We start from the raw sequence: 17381 nt of genomic DNA, 5'->3' as shown, positions 1-17381 counted from the left end.
CCGGGGACGGAGATTTCGCTCCCCGGTACCGCCAGGATGAGGAACACGACTCCGGGAGGCCCGATGAAGCACCTGCGCTCGCGTCAGCACGTCGTCGACATGTGCCGCACCCTTCTCGAACGTGGGTACTTGAAGGCCACCGAGGGCAACGTCTCGGTCCGGGTGCCGAGCCACGACTGTTACGCGGTCACGCCGAGCAACTACGACTACGACAAGATGCGTCCCGAGGACATCTGCCTGGTCGGTTTCGACGGCAAACCGCTTCCGGACGACGACGCGTCGGGCCTGGCACCGTCGATCGAGTGCGGCATGCACGCGAACATCTACCGCGAGCGGCCGGACGTGAACGCGATCGTGCACACGCATCAGCCGTACGCGTCGGCGCTGGCGTTCCTGCGCAAGGAGATCCCGGCGCTCACCGACGAGCAGGTGCGGTTCCTCGGGCGCAAAGTCGCGATCATCCCGTATGCGCCGTCGGGGACGTCGTTCCTGGCGAAGAAGGTGCAGAAGCAGGTCACGAGCGGTGACAACGCGTTCATCATCGCGAACCACGGGATCATCGCGGTCGGCACCGACCCCGATCGTGCCGTGTTCAACATGGCGCTGCTGGAGAAGGTGTCGCTCGCGTACCTGCTCGCGCTGACCACCGAGTCGGGCAAGATCTACACGATTCCGGACGCGATCAGGGAGGTCGCGTTCACCAAGCTGCGCAAGGACGAGAAGAAGATCGCCGCGCAGATCACCGCGGCGGTGACCCCGATCCGGGTGCCCGACGGCGAGGACCTGCCCAGCGTGGGCACCCCCGAGCTCGCGGGCTCGGCCGCGCTCCAGCACCCGGACGCGTCCGAGCCGGCGACCGGCCCGGCCGGGACCGGCCCGATCGGCGCGATCGCCGACCTGGCGTCGGCCGCCGGCGACGACCCGGTCGGCGCTCCCTCCGAGCCCACCCCGGCCCCCCGCGCCGCGGAGACGCCCGACGAGACGGTCGCCGACCTCGGTTACGCGATCAGCGCCTACCCAGACGTCCCCGACACGATGCGGCGCCTCAAAGCGCTGGTCGCCCAGCCGGTCCGGGGCCTGCGTCACGACGCGATGCTCGACGTCCTCAACTACTTCGAGACCAAGTGCACGGCCAGCAAGGAGATCACCGACCGCGCCAAGACGCGCATCCCCGGCGGCGTCCAGCACAACCTGGCCTTCAACTACCCGTTCCCGCTGGCGATCGAGAAGGCCGAAGGCGCCTACCTCACCGACCGCGACGGCAACACCTACATCGACTTCCTCCAGGCCGGCGGCCCCACCCTGCTCGGCAGCAACTACGCGCCGGTGAACGAGAAGGTCGCGGAGGTCATCACCAGGTCCGGTCCGGTCACCGGCCTCTTCCACGAGTACGAGCTCAAACTCGCCGAGATCATCCACACGTACATGCCGCACATCGAGATGTACCGCTCGCTCGGTTCCGGCACCGAGGCGGTGATGGCGGCGGTGCGCGGCGCCCGCGCGTTCACCGGCAAGAACGTCGTGATCAAGGTCGGTGGCGCGTACCACGGCTGGTCGGACACGATGGTCTACGGCCTGCGCGTGCCGGGTACGTACCGGATGAACGCGAAGGGCATCCCGTTCGGGGCCACGAACAGCACCCGCGAGGCCTTCCCGCACGACTTGCGTCTTCTGAAGCGCAAGCTGATCGAGAACCGGGCCCGGGGCGGCACGGCCGCGGTCATCGTCGAGCCGGTCGGCCCGGAGTCGGGCACCCGCCCGGTGCCGAAGGACTACAACGCGAAGGTCCGCGAGCTCTGCGACGAGTTCGGCGCGCTGCTGATCTTCGACGAGGTCGTCACCGGGTTCCGGCTGGGAATGGGCGGAGCGTCCGGGTACTTCGGCGTCACGCCCGACCTCACCGTGCTCGGCAAGGCCGTCTCCGGCGGTTACCCGATGGCCGGCGGCGTCGGTGGCCGCGCCGACGTGATGGCCGTGTTCGGCTCCGGCCTGGACGGCAAGAACGGCTCCCACGTGCAGGTGGGCGGCACGTTGAGCGCGAACCCGCTCTCCTGCGCGGCCGGCTACTTCGCGATCGAGGAGATGGCCCGGACGAACGCCCCGGTCAAGGCCGGGCGGGCCGGGGACCGCCTCACCCGGGGTCTGCAGCGCCTCATCGGGGACTTCGGTCTGCCGTACGTGGCCTACAACCAGGGTTCGATCGTCCACCTGGAAGTCAGCGGCGTGATGCTGCTCGACATGCGTCACCCGGTGAAGCTCCTGAAGGAGAACAAGCCGCGTAAGCGGCTCATGGAGCAGATGAGCGCGGCCTATGCTGCGCACGGCATCATCACGCTCGCCGGGTCGCGGATGTACACGTCGATGGCCGACACCGACGAGGTCATCGACGACGCCCTGGGCCGGTTCGAGCAGGTGTTTTCCCTGGTGGAGGGCGTGTGACCGGAGAACCGCAGGTGCTGGCGATCGATCTCGGCACCTCCGGCATGAAGGCCGCGCTGGTGGCGGCCGACGGCACCGTGACCGGCTGGGCCGAGCGCGAGGTCAAGCTCCACGTGCTGCCGGGCGGCGGCGCCGAGCAGGATCCGCGGGACTGGTGGGACGCGTTGGCCGAGGTCGTCGCGGACCTCGGCCGCGCCCACCCGGACCACCTGCGTGCCGTGACGACGATCTGTTCCTCCACCCAGGGCGAGGGCACGATCCCGGTCGACGCGGCCGGCGAACCGCTGACCCGGTGCATCACCTGGTTGGACATGCGTGGCGCGCGGCACCTCAAGAAACAGTTCGCCGGGTTCCCGGCGATGGACGGCATCGCGGTGCGCCGGATCCCGCGCTGGCTGCGGCTCACCGGCGGCATGCCGTCGACGACCGGCAAGGATCCGGCCGCGCACATGCTCTACGTCCGCGACGAGCTGCCCGAGGTCTACGAGCGCACGGTGTCGTTCCTCAACGTCCTGGACTGGATCAACCTCAAGCTGACCGGCCGGACGGTCGCGACCGTCGACTCGATCCTCACGTCCTGGGTCACCGACAACCGGAACCCCGCAGACATCCACTACGACGCCGGGCTGGTCGCCGGATCCGGCATCGACCGGGACAAGTTCCCGCCGATCGTCGCCTGCACCGAGGTGATCGGGGAGCTGTCCCGCGAGGCCGCCGCGCATCTCGGGCTCCCGCTCGCCACCCGGGTCGTGGCCGGTGCGATCGACAACACGGCCGCCGCGGTCGGGGCCGGCACGGTCGCCGACAACCAGCCGCACCTGTACATCGGGACGTCGTCGTGGATCGCCGCGCACGTCCGCCGCAAGAAGACCGACGTGTTCGCGCAGATCGCGTCGGTGCCGTGCGCGGTGCCCGACCGGTACCTGATGACCGCGTTGCAGGCCACCGCGGGCGCGAACCTCACCTGGCTGCGCGACAAGATCGTCGAGTACGACGACCCGCTGGTCGGGGCCGGGCACGTCAGCCGCGACGAGGGTTCGATCTTCGACGCGTTCGACCGGATCCTGCCGACGGTGCCGGCGGGCGCGAACGGCGTCGTCTACACGCCGTGGCTCTACGGCGAGCGTGCACCGGTCGACGATCCGAAGCTCCGGGCGGGCTTTTTCAACATCTCGCTCGACACCAACCGGTCGGACCTGCTGCGCGCGGTGTTCGAGGGGGTCGCGTTCAACACCCGCTGGCTGAGCGCCGCGGTGGACAAGTTCCTCGGTGCGCCGGTGTCGTCGCTGGTGATCACCGGGGGAGGGGCCCGCTCGGACGCCTGGTGCCAGATCTTCGCCGACGTACTCGGCGTCGAGATCCGCCGCGACGCCCGGCCGGTCGCGGTCAACGCCCGCGGCGCGGGCTGGATCGGCGCGGTCGGCACCGGGATGGTCACGTTCCCCGAGATCGGCGACCTGGCCCGCAACGACCACTGCTTCACCCCGGACGCCGCCAAGCGCGCGATCTACGACGACCTCTTCGCCTCGTACCGCACCCTCCACAAACAACTGGCCCCGGTCTACCGCCGCCTCAACGCCTGACGAGGAGGCGGCCGGTGGTGTTGCGGAGCGCGAGGCCCAGTGCCGTCTTCGGTACGAGCAGGCCGGCGGCCAGGGCGATCCGGCGCTGTTTGGGGTTCGTGAGCGTGCGGTGTTCGGCCTCGTAGGCGGCGAACCCGCCGCCGCCGGCTAGTGCGCCGGCCAGCGTGTGGGCGCCGGCCATGGCCAGGCTCGACCCGTCGCCGAGCAGGGACACGCACGAGGCCGCGTCGCCCACCAGCGCGATGCGGCGGGTCGACCACCGGGGTAACCGGACCGCGCTCACCGCGTCGAAGTACAGGTCCGGAGCGTTTCGGACGGCGTCGAGCAGCTGCGGGACCCGCCACCCGGCGTCGCGGTACACCGTCGTGACGATCTGCTTCTGACGCTCGAGATCGCGGTACTCGGAACTGGGCCGCGCCGGGCCGCGGAAGATGAACGCCGCGCCCGCCTCGCCCCGGGCCGGGTGCAGTGCGACCAGGCGTCGCGGCTGGTTGTAGAGCATCACGTCGTGCGGTTCGGCGGGTGCGCCCCCGAGCACGAGCGTCGCGATGTAGAGCCCGGCGTGGTGCACGAACCGCTCCTCCGGCCCGAAGGCCAGCCGGCGGACGGTCGAGTGCAGACCGTCGGCGCCGATCACGTAGTCGAACCGGCGGGACGTACCGCGCCGGAACGACACGTCGACTCCCGCGGCGTCCTCGTGGAGTGCGGTGATCGTGTCGCCGAAGACGAACTCGGCGTCGTCGCGGGCCGCGCGGTGGAGCACGGCCGCGAGGTGTTCGAGCGGCACGGCTACGAGCGGACGACGATCGCCGACGTCGCGGCGGCGGCCGAGATCGGCACGCGCACGTTCTTCAGCTACTTCCCGACGAAAGAGGACCTGCTCTTCCCCGAGACCGACGCGCGGCTGCGCGCGGCGAAGGAGGCGATCGAGGGTCGCGGTCCGGGCGACGGTCCGGTCGACGTGCTGCTCCGCGCGCTCCGGATCGTGGGGGAGGACAGCGACGATCTGAGCAGCCGGTACGCCGCACTGCGGCTCTACCTGGTGCGGACGGTGCCCGCGGTGCGCGGCCGCGGCCTGCAGATCCAGTCCGAGGTGACCCGCGAGATCGCCCGGAGTCTGGCGCTGGAGTTCCCGGCCGAACTCGACGAGGTGACGGCGGCCGCGATGGTGGGGGCGTTCACCGGCGCGGTGACCGCCGCGCTGCAGGTACTGCTCGAGGATCTGGACGACCTGCCGGAGCCGGCCGTGGTGCAGGCCGCGGTGGAGCGCGCCACGGCAGTGGCCCTGGGTACGTGGAGTAATCCCGATTCTCACTGAGTGATGCGGATTGATCGCGGTTCGCGATAGTTGGGGCCATCATCGGACGGGCACTGCTGCTCTTCGGAGAGGTGGCCCCCGTGTACCAACAGGTGCTGGATCCCGTCGCCCACTCGCTGGCCTGGAGCTCGCTGATCGCGGCGATCCCGCTACTCGTACTGTTCGTCCTACTCGGAGTGTTCCGGCTGCGTGCCTGGGTCGCGTCGCTGATCGCGCTGGCCGTGGCGCTCGTCGTCGCGATCGCGGTGTACGGGATGCCGGTCGGTCAGGCGCTGCTGGCCACGTCGGAGGGCGCGGCGTTCGGCTTCTTCCCGATTCTCTGGATCGTCATCAACGCGATCTGGGTCTACAACATGACCGTCGAGACCGGACACTTCGACGTCCTCCGGCGTAGTTTCACGTCGATCAGCGACGACCGCCGGATCCAGGCGATCATCATCGCGTTCTCGTTCGGGGCGCTGATCGAGGCGCTGGCCGGCTTCGGGACGCCGGTCGCGGTGACGTCGGTGATGCTGATGGCGCTCGGGTTCTCCCCGATCAAGTCGGCCGTGCTGGCGCTGACCGCGAACACCGCGCCGGTGGCGTTCGGGGCGATGGCCACGCCGATCCTGACGCTCGGCACGGTGACCGGCATCGACAGCGACACGCTCGGCGCGATGGTGGGGCGACAGACGCCGATCCTCGCGGTGTTCGTCCCGCTGGTGCTGGTGTTCATCGTGGACGGTGCCCGTGGCCTGCGCGAGACCTGGCTGTACGCGCTGGTGTGCGGTCTGGCGTTCGGGTTCGCCCAGTACGTGACGTCGAACTTCGTCTCGGTGCCGCTGGCCGACGTCGTGGCGTCGCTGGTGTCGGTGGCGGCGCTCGTGGTGGCGGTGCGGCTCCGCCGTCCGCTCGCGACGCCGGTCACGGCGCACGCGTTGAGCGCCGAAGGGCCGGCCGAACCCGTCGCCGAGGAACGGGAACCCGTCGCGCCGGACTCCAGGGCCGAGGTCGTGCGTGCTTACGCTCCGTACGCGATCATCATCGGTGTCTTCGTGATCTGTCAGATCGGGCCGATCAAGGAATTCCTGGAACGGGCGACGACGATCGTCGACTGGCCGGGTCTGCACCTGACCAACACGTCCGGCAAGGAGCTCTCCTCGGTCGCGTTCAAGTTCAACTGGTTCACGACGCCGGGGACGCAGATGCTGGTCGCGGGCCTGATCACGATGGTCGTGCTGAAGGTGTCGGTCGGGCGGGCCCTGCGTGCGTACGGCGCGACGCTGAACCAGCTGAAGTGGGCGATCCTGACCGTGATGGCGGTGCTGGGGCTGGCGTTCGTGATGAACGCGTCCGGGCAGACCGTCACTCTGGGTACGTGGATGGCCGGTGCGGGTGGGCTGTTCGCGCTGATCTCGCCGATCCTCGGGTGGCTCGGGGTGGCGGTGACCGGGTCGGACACGTCGGCGAACTCGCTGTTCGGGGCGCTCCAGGTGACGGCCGCGAACCAGGCCGACCTGTCGGCGACGCTGATGGCCGCCTCGAACAGCTCCGGGGGCGTGCTCGGCAAGATGATCTCCCCGCAGAACCTCGCGATCGCCGCGGCCGCGGTGGGCCTGGACAACCGCGAGGGCGACATCTTCCGCCGGGTCGTCGGGTGGAGCGTGGTGTTCCTGGCCGGGATCTGCCTGCTCAGCTGGCTGCAGTCCACGGCCGTGCTGTCGTGGATGGTGCCTTGATCCACTCGTCCCGGAGACCGCGGAGCGTGCTTCGTGGTCTCCGGTGACGGTGGCCGGTGTCGGCGGGTTACGGTCTAGTTTCCGCCGCACGAGAGAAGAGGCACACGGTGCAGCCGCACGAGTCCGCCCGGGGACCGCACGTGTTGCGGCAGATCAATTCGCGCGCCGTGTTGCGTGCGGTGCGGGAACGCTCGCCGGCCCGGGTGGCCGACCTGATGCAGGCGACCGGCCTCTCGCGCCCGGCGGTCACCAGGGCGGTCGCCGAGCTGCGTGACGCGGGCCTGGTCGCGGACGTCGACGAGACCGCGCAGGTCTCGATGGGGCGCCCGGCGCAGTGGATCCGGTTCCGTGCCGAGGCCGGGTACGTCGTCGGGGTCGACGTCGGGTCGCACAAGGTCGTCGCGATGGTGGCCGACCTCGCGGGCACGGTCGTGGCGTCGCGTCAGATGGCCACCGGTGAGCGGCTGCTCCAGTCGGTGCGCGACACGATCGCCGAGGCGCTGGCGAAAGCCGACCTCACCGGCGAGGACGTGTGGGCGATCGTGGTCGGGACGCCGGGCATCGTCGAGGAGAGCAGCGGCGAGGTGCTGCTCGCGCCCGGCATCCCGGGCCTGGCCCACCTGCCGGTGCTCGACGAGCTGCGCACGATCACGCCGAGCCCGGTGCTGATCGAGAACGACATCAACCTCGCGGTGCTCGGCGAACGCTGGTGCGGTGCGGCGGTCGGCAGCGACAGCCTGGTGTTCGTGCACTGGGGTGTCCGGATCGGCGCGGGCATCATCATCGACGGCAAGCCGTACCGCGGTGCGAACGGCGCGGCCGGCGAGATCGGGTTCGTCGACGTGTTCTCCGGGCTCGACGGCCCGGATCCGGCGCCGCTGCTGGGCGCGCGGGCGGCCAACGCGGTGAGCGAGAAGGGCGCGTTCGAGCACGCGGTCGGCGCGCAGACGATCGCCGACCTGGCGCACGCGGCCGAGGCCCTCGCGCCGTCTCCCGACGCGGTGGCGGCCGTCTTCGCCGCCGCGACCGAGGGTGACCCGGCCGCGCTCGAGGTGGTGGACCGCATCGCGGCCCGGTTCGCCCGTGGTCTGGCGGCCCTGCTGCTCATCCTCGACCCGCGTGAAGTGATCATCGGCGGTGGTCTGTCGCGGGCGGGGGAGACGTTGCTCGCGGCCATCGACCGGCACCTGCGCCCGCGGATCCTCACGTCGCCGCGCCTGGTGCTCTCCGACCTCGGCAGCGATGCGGTGGCCCTCGGTGCCGTGCGTCGCGCGCTGGATCACGCCGAGCAACGACTGCCATAACGAGTCGGTCACGTACCGAAGGACCGATTGACGTGCGTCACACCCGCGCGATACTAACGATCCATTCGTTAATAACCCCCTCCTCGTTCGACGGAAGGAACACGCATGGGTGCAACAGGCAGGACGCGCTGGATCGCGCGTCTGGCCGGTGCGACCGCGCTGGCCTTGGGGCTGGCCGCGTGCAGCGGCGGCACCGGTGCCAGCGACGCCGACAACTCCGGTGGCGGTGACAGCGCCAAGGAGATCAAGGTCGTCATCGCCGAATACAGCAAGGACCACACGGCCACCTTCTGGAACGCGTTCAAGAAGACGTACGAGGACAAGACCGGCGTCAAGCTGAACCTGCAGATCATCAGCTGGAACGACATCGACCAGCAGGCCAGCACGATGGTTCAGAACGGCAACCCGCCGGACATCCTGAACCTCAACGCGTACGCCAGCTACGCCAAGGACGGCCTGCTCTACAACTCCGACGAGGTGCTGACCGACGCGGTCAAGTCGGACCTCATCGACGCGTTCGTCAAGAGCGGCACGTACAACGGCAAGTTCTACGGAATGCCCGACCTGTCGTCGGCGCGGGCCCTGTTCTACAACAAGGACCTGTTCGCCAAGGCCGGCATCGCCGCTCCTCCGAAGACGTGGGACGAATTCGTCACCGACGCCAAGAAGGTCCAGGCGCTCGGCGGCGGCAACATCGGCTACGCCCAGCCGCTCGGCCCGGAAGAGGCCCAGGCCGAGTACTCGATCTGGCTGTTCAACAACGGCGGCGACTGGAAGTCCGACGGCAAGTGGACGATCAACTCCGCGAAGAACGTCGAGACGCTGCAGTTCCTGAAGGACCTCTCGGTCAAGGACAAGGTCACCCAGAACAACCCTGGGAAGACCAACCGCACCGACGGCGCCTTCCCGCTGTTCACCTCGGGTAAGGCCGGCATGATCGTCGGCTTCGGCCCGCTCCAGGGCGACCTCGACACGAAGTTCAAGAACGTCAAGTACGGCATCGCTCCGATGCCGACGAAGGACGGCAGCGCGCCGCAGACCTACGGCGTCACCGACTACCTGATGTCCTTCAAGAAGAAGGGCAACCAGGACGCGATCAAGAAGTTCTACGAGCTCTACTACGCCAAGGACCAGGTCAACACCTGGATCAAGTCCGAGGGCTTCCTCCCGGTGACCAAGTCCGGCCTGGAGGAGTTCTCCAGCGAGGCGTCGCTCAAGGTCTACCTGGACACGCTGCCGAACATCCACTTGACCCCGACCGACGACCCGGCCTGGGACAAGATCAAGCTCGCCGTCCAGCAGAACCTCGGCACCGCGGTCTCCCCGTCGGGTGACCCGAAGAAGGTGCTGGACGACCTGCAGAAGACCGCAGAGAACGGCGGCTGACATGGCGTTCCGGGCTGACTCCAAGCCCGGCGCCGTCACTGACAGCCCGGCGCCCGCCTCCAGCAACGGGGGCGGTGCGCCGGGCGCTGGCGCGCCGGCCACAAAAATCCGGAAGACGACGCGGGGCCGCGCGCCGTGGTGGGTCGCGCTGATCTGGCTCGGCCCCGCGCTCGCGCTGATCTTCGGTGTCGTGATCTACCCGGCGATCGAGCTCGTGCGGGCCTCCACCGGCGACTACTCGATCACCGGTCTGCGCCGCGGCTCGGCCGGCGTCGACAACTACTCGCACGTGTTGAGCCACCCGGCGTTGGGCACCGTGCTGCTCAACACGCTGATCTGGGTGGCCGCGGTCGTGCTGATCACGATCGTGCTGAGCCTGGGCCTGGCCCAGTTCCTGTCGAAGGAGTTCTTCGGCCGGCGTGTGGTGCGCTGGGCCGTGCTGGTGCCGTGGGCGGCGTCGCTGGTGATCACCGCGCGCCTGTTCACGCTGATCTTCGACTACTACCACGGCATCCTGAACGTGTTCCTGACGTCGATAAACGTCATCGACGAGCCGATCGACTGGCTCGGGAACGACACCTGGACCATGCCGTCGATGATCCTCGTCGGTGTCCTGGTCTCGATCCCGTTCACCGCGTACGTGCTGCTCGCCGGGCTGAACTCCATTCCGGACGACGTCCACGAGGCCGCGCGCATCGACGGTGCCAGCGCCTGGCAGGCCTACCGGCAGGTGACGTTCCCGCTGCTGCGGCCGGCCCTGCTGGTCAGCGCCGTGCTCAACATGATCTACGTGTTCAACTCGTTCCCGATTGTCTGGACGCTCAACGACCGGAACCCGGGCTACACGCACGACACGACGATCACCTTCATGTACAAGCTCGCGTTCAAGAGCGCCGATCGTGACGTGGGCGCCTCGGCCGCGGCCGGTGTGTTCAACGTCCTCCTGATCCTGGTCGCGGTGGTCCTCTACCTGCGGCTGGTGAAGTGGCGAGAGGAGGAGTCATGAGTTGGCGGCAGATCCGCCCGGTCGCCCTGCCGATCTTCGGGCTGCTGGTGGCGGTCGTCTTCCTGGCCCCCTACATCGTGATGCTGCTCGACTCGCTGCGTCCGGGTTCGGAGGCGTTGGCGTCACCACCGACGTTCCTGCCCCAGCACTGGCAGCTGGACGCCTACGGCGAGATCCTCGGCGACTCCCGGTTCCAGAACTGGCTGAAGACGTCGCTGCTGGTGTCGCTGGCCTCGACCGCGATCGTCATCCTGGTCGCGATCCCGGCGGCCTACTTCAGCGCCCGGTTCAAGTTCCCGGGCAAGACCGCGTTCCTGTTCCTGGTGCTCGTCACGCAGATGTTCGCGCCCACGTCGCTGGTCGTCGGCATCTACCGCGAGTTCTTCGAGCTGTCGATGGTCAACACGTACGGCGCGCTCATCCTCACGAACTCGGCGTTCAACCTGGCGTTCGCGGTCTGGATCCTGCATGGGTTCTTCGCCGCGCTGCCGCGTGAGCTCGAAGAGGCCGCCGAGCTCGACGGCAACGGGCGGCTCGGCACGATGCTGCGGGTCATGCTGCCGCTGACGCTGCCGGGCGTCGTCACCGCGACGATCTTCACGTTCATCGCGGTGTGGAACGAGTACGTCGTCGCGCTGACGCTCATGCAGGACGACGACAAGAAGCCGCTGACCGTCGGCATCAGCTCGTACGTCACCGGTTACGACCAGAACTGGGACCAGCTGTTCGCCGCGTCGATCGTCGCGATCGTGCCGGTGGTCGTGCTGTTCGCGGTGATCGAGAAGCACCTGGTGGGCGGTTTGACCGCCGGATCGGTCAAATGACCGGCCCGTCGGTCGTCACGCTCGACATCGGAGGGACGACGATCAAGGGCGCGCTGGTGGGCGCGGACGGGCGGGAACTGGTCCGGCTCGACCGCGACACCGGGGCGTCGCTCGGGGAGGCCGAGGTCGTCTCCCGGGTGCGGGCGGTGGCGAAAGAGCTGGCCGACGCGGGCACGGTCGGTGTCGGGCTCTCGGTGCCCGGCATCGTCGACACCGCGGCCGGCGTCGCCCGGCACGCGGTCAACCTGGGCTTCCGGGACACGCCGCTGGCCGCGCTGGTCGCCGAGGAGGTCGGCGTCCCGGTGGTGCTGGAGCAGGACTGCCGCGCCGCCGCGGTGGCCGAGAGCGAGATCGGGCTCGGGCGCGACGCCAGGGACCTGATGGTGGTCGTGCTCGGCACCGGGGTCGCGGCCGGGTTGATCGTCGACGGCCAGCCGCTGGCCGGCGCCGACGGCAGCGCCGGCGAGCTCGGTCACCTGCCGGTCTACCCGGACGGCGAGCGCTGCGCCTGCGGTCAGCGTGGCTGCCTGGAGGTCTACGCGTCGGCGTCGGGGATCGCCCGCCGGTACGCGGCGGCCGGCGGCACCCGGGCCGGAGCGACCGCCGCGGACGTCGCGTCGTCGCTGGATTCCGACGTGGTGGCCGCGCGCGTCTGGCGCGAGGCGACCGAGGCGCTCGGGCTGGCACTGGCCACCGCCACGCTGTTGCTCGACCCGGCGCTGATCGTGCTGGCCGGCGGGCTCACCGGAGCCGGTGACACGCTGCTGCGCCCGGTGCGGACCGAACTGCAGAGCGCGCTGGCCTGGCGGGAGGCGCCCCCGGTCGCGAACAGCCCGCTCGGCGGCGACGCGGGACGGCTCGGCGCCGCGATCCTGGCCTGGCGAGCGGCGGGATACGAGGACGTGGTCCTGCGCGACGCGGTTTGATGCCGGTGTGGCCATGACCGACACCGAGCTCCCGGCGTTCTGCCGGGAGCTCGGGATCCCCGGGTTCGCCGACGTCCACGTCCACTTCATGCCCGAGCGGGTGCTCCACAAGGTGTGGGCCTACTTCGACGCGCTCGACGTGCTCGAATGGCCGATCGAGTACCGGCTCGACGAGACCGCGCGGCTGGCGCGCCTCGCCGAGCTCGGCGTGATCCGTCACACCGCGCTGCTCTACCCGCACAAGCCCGCGATGGCCGCCTGGCTCAACGAGTGGGCCCTGCGGTTCGCCGAGAACGCGCCGAACAGCGTCCCGACCGGCACCTTCTTCCCCGAACCGGGGGCCGCCGAGTACGTCCGGCGCGCGCTCGAGAGCGGGATCCGAGCGTTCAAGGCACACGTGCAGGTCGGCGCGTACGACCCGCGCGATCCGCTGCTCGACGAGGTGTGGGGCCTGCTCGCCGACGCCGGCGTGCCGGTGGTGTGCCACTGCGGCAGCGGGCCGATGCCCGGCCGGTTCACCGGCCCGGGCCCGATCGGTGAGGTGCTGGCCCGCCACCCGTCGCTGACGCTCGTCGTCGCTCACCTCGGACAGCCGGAGTACGCCGAGTTCCTCGCGCTGGCCGAGGCCTACCCGAACGTCCACCTCGACACCACGATGACGTTCACGGACTTCGTCGAGCGGATCGCGCCGTTCCCGGCGGCGCTGCGCCCCCGGCTGCGTGACCTGGCGCACCGGGTCGTGCTCGGCTCGGACTTCCCGAACATCCCGTACCCCTACGCCCACCAGGTGGAGAGCCTGGTCCGCCTCGACCTCGGCGACGACTGGCTCCGCGCGGTGCTGCACGACAACGGGCTGCGCCTGCTCAGTCCAGCATCGTGAGCAGCTTGCTCAGCGTGTTCCAGTTGCGTGCGGTGGCCGCCGCGTCGGCGTCCTTCGGGTAGCGCTTCTCGAAGAACGGCGGGCTCAGCTTGGCTTTACGGACGCCGTCCGGGTACCAGACGTAGACCTCGCGCCGGCCGACCGCCATCACCTCGGGCGCGTGGGTGGCCGGGTCGACCTCGTCCAGGCGCGCCTCGGCGGTGGGCGCCGACAGGAACGTGACGAGCAGCTTCGACGGGTCGGTCGCCACGTCGCCGAGCGGGTTGGCGTCCAGCACGCGCCGGAAGTCGTCCTCGTCGCGCACCAGGACACGGACGGTCAGCCCGAGCTCGCCGGTGATCGCCGCTTCGATCTCGGCCGCGATCGCGACCGGATCGGTGCGGTCGCTCCGGAACAGTGCGTTACCGCTCTGCAGGTAGGTGGTGACGTCGTCGAGGCCCAGGCCGGTGAGCAGAGTGCGCAGATCGGCCATCGCGATCCGCTGGTTGCGGCTGACGTTGATGCCGCGGAGAAGAGCGAGGTAGGCGGTCACGTTCGTCATCCTTGCCTACGGAACGGACATCCGCTGTGGGGGCGACACGCCTGCCGGGGGAGGGCTGGCCCCCAGAACATCGGCTGCGGCGGATGAGTTCCCGGAATTCGGCTGCTTTTCACTCAGCTGAATAGCGTCAACCGTACCCCTTTCGGAGAGTGACACGGTGGGCTTTTCCGTCGCCCCGTTATCTGCGGGTGATCGACGTTTCCGGTGCGATCGAAATCTCTTCCCATCGTACTCAATGGACGGTTATCGACCGGGTCCGATGACTCCCGTTCGGGGGCACGGACCGATCCGGACCCCCGGTGAGCAGCGGCGAAGCCGGGTGGGTGCCGCATTCTTATGCACCGAGGGGTGTCGGAATGCCTACCTCGTATTGGGCTGTCGGTAATCGTCCGACGACGCTTTGTGACATGTGGGAGTAGATCGGGTGCAAATCCCAGATCTTTGTTAAGCACAGTGGAAGCAGCGTTAAGTGCGCGCTAGGGTGCAGGATGTGCCGTAGGCGGCGAACGGCCGCCGCTACGGAAATTGCCGTTTACCACCGCGCGGTGAATGGTGTCACCGTCACGGAGGTCCGAAGGCATGCCGGGAATCGACGAGAGCCTGCAGCGCGCGATGGCGATCTCCGGCGCACGCGGGGCGAACATCGTCGACTTCACCAGCGGCCTCGTCGTCGGCACGGTCGGTGACTGGCCCTACGGCGGCCCCGACGCGGCGGCCGCCGGCGCCACCGAGGTGGTGCGGGCCGCCCGGGACAACTCGGCGTTCGTCGGGCCGGAACGGTTCGGCGGCGCGGCCGACGACGAGGACCGTTGGGAGGACATCGTGCTCACCGCTCAGGGGCGCTACGACCTCCTCCGTTTTCTCCACACGCAGTTCGACGGCCGGTTCTTCCTCCATCTCTGGCTCGACCGCAGCCAGAGCAACCTCGCGATGGCACGCCTGGAGCTGCGTCGCCTCGCCGACGAGCTGGTACTGCAATGAATGCGGTCGCGGCGACGCTCCGCGAGCTCGCGACGCTCGGCGCGACCGGTGCGCTGCACGTTGAGGCCTTCTCCGGCGCGGTCTTCTACCTGGTGGAGGGGGCCGTCGCGCACATCGACGCCGGCTCGGCGCCGGGTATCGGCACGCTGCTCACCGCGTCCGGGCGGCTCTCGAAGGACGTGTGGGAGTCGGTGCTCACGGTGGGCGCTCCGACCGGGCGGGTCGGCGCGCTGCTGGTCGAACAGGGCTACCTGAGCCAGGGCGAGCTGGAGCTCTGCGTCAACGGGGCGCTGTTCGACGCCGCGTACTTCGCGCTCACGCTCGAGCCGACGTCGGTGAAGTTCGCGGAGGGTGAGCGGTCCTGGTTCGGCGGCACGCTCCGCGTCGACGTCGAGCGGCTCGTCCGTGAGGTCACGCACCGGCAGGACCAGCTGACCACGGTGTTCCCCTCGTCCGAGTTCGACGCCGCGGCGCTCACGCTGGTCACGCGGTTGCCCAAGGAACAGATCGTCGTCGACGGCCTGCGCTGGGAGCTGCTGCTCAACGCCGACGGGCGGCGCACACCGCTCGAGCTGGCCCGGATGCTCGGCCGCGGAGGGTTCGCCACGCTGCTGGAGGTGCGGCGGCTCGCGGCGATCGGGCTCGCGCTCTCGCCGTCGGCCACCGGTGCGGCGGCACGTCCGGCGGTCTCTCCCTACCGCCCGGCCGTCGGCCGAACGAAGCCGATTCCGGCCGCCTCGACCCTGTCGGAGTTGTTCGGGCCCGGCGATCGGCGGGGTGCCGCCGAGCCCGTACCGCCGGCACGGACCGCGGCCAGCGCACCTTCGGTCGGGGAAGCCGAAGGTGCGCCGGACGCGGAGCCCGCGCCGCTGCCCCGCCGGGTGAACGGCGACGGGGCGAGCGGGAAGGCCGTGAACGGGGCGGCCGTGCCGCTGCCCCGGCGGGGAGACCCGATCGAGCCCGAGCGGCCGGCCGGGGAGCGGATCCAACCGCTGCCGCCGCTGCCGAAACGGGTCCCGACGCGTGTCGTGCGGCCGAGCCAGCAGGGGCGCGCGCCGCAGGAACCCGGAGAACCCGCACCCGCCCTGGTCACCAGCCCCGGGCCGCGGTGGCCGTCGCCGCCGCCGGAGATCTACGCCGAAGCGCCGTCGATCTCCTCGCTGCGCCGATTCCGTGACGCACTGCAGGAATTCTCCTGAACACCTTCGATCCGACGCCCGCTGACCGAGAAGGGAGACGCGTGGACAACCTCGAGCACGAAGTGATGACCGAGATCCGGGCCCTACGTGACCGGGTCCGGTTCGTGTCGGGCAGCCTCGTCTCCCGGGCCGACGGTCTCCTGATCGCGCACGACACCTTCGGGGTGCAGCCCGAGGGCATGGCCGCGCTCTCCGCGACCACGCTCGGCCTCTCCGAGCGGGTGGCTGCGGAGGCCGGCCACGGCCGGTTCCAGGAGGCGCTGGTGCGCGGCGCGTACGGGTACGTGGTGACGTACGCGGCCGGCACCTACGCGGTGCTGACCGTGCTGGCCACCTCCGACACCAACCTCGGCCGCCTGCACCTGGAGGCCAGGGCGCTGGCCGACCGGGTCGGCGCACTGGTGGACGCGGCGGAGGGCACCGCGCGCGGAACCCTGGGCGGTTGGCACTGAACAGCAACCGGTGGTGGGCGCGCGCGCGTGGACGGCATCGCCGTCGCACGGCGTCGGACGCCGAGCTACCCCACCTCACGGCCGACGCGGCCGTGGCGAACGGCAGCGGTCCGCCGCCGTCGTCGGGGGGCTCGGGTGCGCCCGAGGAACGGTACGACGCGGACGCCGAGTACCCGGTCTTCGTCCGCGCGCCGGTCGACGAGGAGTACGCGGCCTCGTCGCCGTTCCCGCCGGTGGCACCGCCGCCCGAGCCCGAGGTCACCGCACCGGGGCCGCCGACGGAGGCGCGCGCCGCGCCGGCCAGGGCCGCACCGGAGGGGGCCGCGCCGGAGCGGGCCACGCCGGAGGGGGCGCGAATCGAACCGGTCGCCGATCAGACCGGCGACAGTAGTGACAAGCATGACGAAACAGTACGAACAGGAGTAGAAGTAATGAACCTGGAAGCCTCGCTCAAAGAAGCCATGAACATCGAGGGTGCGATCGGCGTCGCGCTCATCGACTACAACAGCGGCATGCCGCTGGGCACCCTCACCTCGGTGTCCGACCTGGACCTCGACATCATCGCCGCCGGCACCACCGACTTCGTCCGGGCGAAGATGCGCACGCTCGAGCTGATGCGTCTCGAGGAGCCGATCGAGGACATCCTGGTCACGCTGGTCACGCAGTACCACGTGATCCGTCCGGTCACCTCGCGGTCGGGCAAGGGCCTGTTCATGTACCTGATGCTCGACAAGTCCCGCGCGAACCTGGCGCTGGCCCGCCACAAGCTCACCCGCATCGAGCGCGAGCTCGAGGTCTGAGCAGTACACGCAAGCGCCCGGCGG

15 protein-coding genes and 1 pseudogene are annotated in these 17381 nt (G+C 69.9%); 14 read left to right on the top strand and 2 right to left on the bottom strand.

Annotated features, from left to right (window positions below; genetic code table 11):
• The first annotated feature begins 63 nt into the window (after positions 1–63).
• Both ABD437_RS04585 and ABD437_RS04580 read left to right on the top strand, forming a co-directional pair.
• Complete coding sequence (locus ABD437_RS04585) at positions 64–2439, top strand: aminotransferase class III-fold pyridoxal phosphate-dependent enzyme (RefSeq protein WP_344647474.1); 2376 nt, start codon at positions 64–66, stop codon at positions 2437–2439.
• Positions 2436–4022: a xylulokinase gene (locus ABD437_RS04580; protein WP_344647473.1), complete on the top strand. Its 1587-nt coding sequence runs from the start codon at positions 2436–2438 to the stop codon at positions 4020–4022. Before ABD437_RS04585 ends, ABD437_RS04580 begins: the two co-directional genes overlap by 4 nt.
• On the opposite strand, the pseudogene ABD437_RS04575 reads toward ABD437_RS04580, so the two are convergent.
• Positions 4012–4839: pseudogene (locus tag ABD437_RS04575) on the bottom strand (FAD-dependent monooxygenase); the annotation flags it as partial. The gene ABD437_RS04580 and the pseudogene ABD437_RS04575 sit on opposite strands and share 11 nt — an antisense overlap.
• On the opposite strand from ABD437_RS04575, the gene ABD437_RS04570 reads away from it, so the two are divergent.
• The 8 genes from ABD437_RS04570 to ABD437_RS04535 all read left to right on the top strand — a co-directional run bounded on the left by ABD437_RS04570 (position 4795) and on the right by ABD437_RS04535 (position 13384).
• Entirely contained in the window at positions 4795–5340 is a 546-nt protein-coding gene (locus tag ABD437_RS04570) for a TetR/AcrR family transcriptional regulator (protein ID WP_344647530.1), read from the top strand. The pseudogene ABD437_RS04575 and the gene ABD437_RS04570 overlap by 45 nt on opposite strands.
• Positions 5341–5420: 80 nt before the next feature.
• Positions 5421–7058, top strand: coding sequence for an L-lactate permease (locus tag ABD437_RS04565; protein ID WP_344647472.1), 1638 nt, complete (start codon positions 5421–5423; stop codon positions 7056–7058).
• Between the two features lie 140 nt (positions 7059–7198).
• The gene (locus ABD437_RS04560) at positions 7199–8362 is read left to right on the top strand and encodes an ROK family transcriptional regulator (RefSeq protein WP_344647471.1); all 1164 of its coding nucleotides are present in this window, start codon (positions 7199–7201) and stop codon (positions 8360–8362) included.
• A 105-nt stretch (positions 8363–8467) separates the two neighbouring features.
• The gene (locus tag ABD437_RS04555; RefSeq protein ID WP_344647470.1) at positions 8468–9748 is read left to right on the top strand and encodes an extracellular solute-binding protein; all 1281 of its coding nucleotides are present in this window, start codon (positions 8468–8470) and stop codon (positions 9746–9748) included.
• Position 9749: 1 nt separating this feature from the next.
• On the top strand, positions 9750–10754 hold the full coding sequence (locus ABD437_RS04550; RefSeq protein WP_344647469.1) for a carbohydrate ABC transporter permease: 1005 nt from the start codon (positions 9750–9752) through the stop codon (positions 10752–10754).
• Positions 10751–11578, top strand: a complete 828-nt coding sequence (locus ABD437_RS04545) for a carbohydrate ABC transporter permease (protein ID WP_344647468.1) — start codon at positions 10751–10753, stop codon at positions 11576–11578. Before ABD437_RS04550 ends, ABD437_RS04545 begins: the two co-directional genes overlap by 4 nt.
• Complete coding sequence (locus ABD437_RS04540) at positions 11575–12504, top strand: ROK family protein (protein WP_344647467.1); 930 nt, start codon at positions 11575–11577, stop codon at positions 12502–12504. Before ABD437_RS04545 ends, ABD437_RS04540 begins: the two co-directional genes overlap by 4 nt.
• Before the next feature lie 13 nt (positions 12505–12517).
• Complete coding sequence (locus ABD437_RS04535; protein WP_344647466.1) at positions 12518–13384, top strand: amidohydrolase family protein; 867 nt, start codon at positions 12518–12520, stop codon at positions 13382–13384.
• Here ABD437_RS04535 and ABD437_RS04530 read toward each other — a convergent pair.
• Positions 13368–13916: a DUF1697 domain-containing protein gene (locus ABD437_RS04530; protein WP_344647465.1), complete on the bottom strand. Its 549-nt coding sequence runs from the start codon at positions 13914–13916 to the stop codon at positions 13368–13370. The two genes, ABD437_RS04535 and ABD437_RS04530, sit on opposite strands and share 17 nt — an antisense overlap.
• 588 nt (positions 13917–14504) lie before the next feature.
• Between ABD437_RS04530 and ABD437_RS04525 the strand changes: the two genes are divergently transcribed.
• From ABD437_RS04525 to ABD437_RS04510, 4 genes are all read left to right on the top strand, one after another.
• Complete coding sequence (locus ABD437_RS04525) at positions 14505–14906, top strand: hypothetical protein (RefSeq protein ID WP_344647464.1); 402 nt, start codon at positions 14505–14507, stop codon at positions 14904–14906.
• On the top strand, positions 14903–16105 hold the full coding sequence (locus ABD437_RS04520) for a DUF4388 domain-containing protein (protein ID WP_344647463.1): 1203 nt from the start codon (positions 14903–14905) through the stop codon (positions 16103–16105). The genes ABD437_RS04525 and ABD437_RS04520 overlap by 4 nt, the downstream gene beginning before the upstream one ends.
• A gap of 41 nt (positions 16106–16146) precedes the next feature.
• Positions 16147–16557 (top strand): roadblock/LC7 domain-containing protein, encoded by a 411-nt coding sequence (locus tag ABD437_RS04515; RefSeq protein WP_344647462.1) that lies wholly within the window; start codon positions 16147–16149, stop codon positions 16555–16557.
• A gap of 431 nt (positions 16558–16988) precedes the next feature.
• Positions 16989–17357: a roadblock/LC7 domain-containing protein gene (locus tag ABD437_RS04510; protein WP_344647529.1), complete on the top strand. Its 369-nt coding sequence runs from the start codon at positions 16989–16991 to the stop codon at positions 17355–17357.
• Positions 17358–17381 lie beyond the last annotated feature (24 nt).

It is taken from the genome of Cryptosporangium japonicum (assembly GCF_039524755.1).
GTDB classification, from domain to species: domain Bacteria; phylum Actinomycetota; class Actinomycetes; order Mycobacteriales; family Cryptosporangiaceae; genus Cryptosporangium; species Cryptosporangium japonicum.
The sequence above is the reverse complement of the archived record's forward strand: the minus strand, read 5'-3'. Positions and strand labels throughout refer to the sequence as shown.

Coding starts and splice junctions, on each gene's coding strand:
- ABD437_RS04585 (WP_344647474.1), top strand. CDS start 64: ATGAAGCACCTGCGCTCGCGTCAGCACGTCGTCGACATGTGCCGCACC.
- ABD437_RS04555 (WP_344647470.1), top strand. CDS start 8,468: ATGGGTGCAACAGGCAGGACGCGCTGGATCGCGCGTCTGGCCGGTGCG.
- ABD437_RS04550 (WP_344647469.1), top strand. CDS start 9,750: ATGGCGTTCCGGGCTGACTCCAAGCCCGGCGCCGTCACTGACAGCCCG.
- ABD437_RS04545 (WP_344647468.1), top strand. CDS start 10,751: ATGAGTTGGCGGCAGATCCGCCCGGTCGCCCTGCCGATCTTCGGGCTG.
- ABD437_RS04540 (WP_344647467.1), top strand. CDS start 11,575: ATGACCGGCCCGTCGGTCGTCACGCTCGACATCGGAGGGACGACGATC.
- ABD437_RS04535 (WP_344647466.1), top strand. CDS start 12,518: ATGACCGACACCGAGCTCCCGGCGTTCTGCCGGGAGCTCGGGATCCCC.
- ABD437_RS04525 (WP_344647464.1), top strand. CDS start 14,505: ATGCCGGGAATCGACGAGAGCCTGCAGCGCGCGATGGCGATCTCCGGC.
- ABD437_RS04520 (WP_344647463.1), top strand. CDS start 14,903: ATGAATGCGGTCGCGGCGACGCTCCGCGAGCTCGCGACGCTCGGCGCG.
- ABD437_RS04510 (WP_344647529.1), top strand. CDS start 16,989: ATGAACCTGGAAGCCTCGCTCAAAGAAGCCATGAACATCGAGGGTGCG.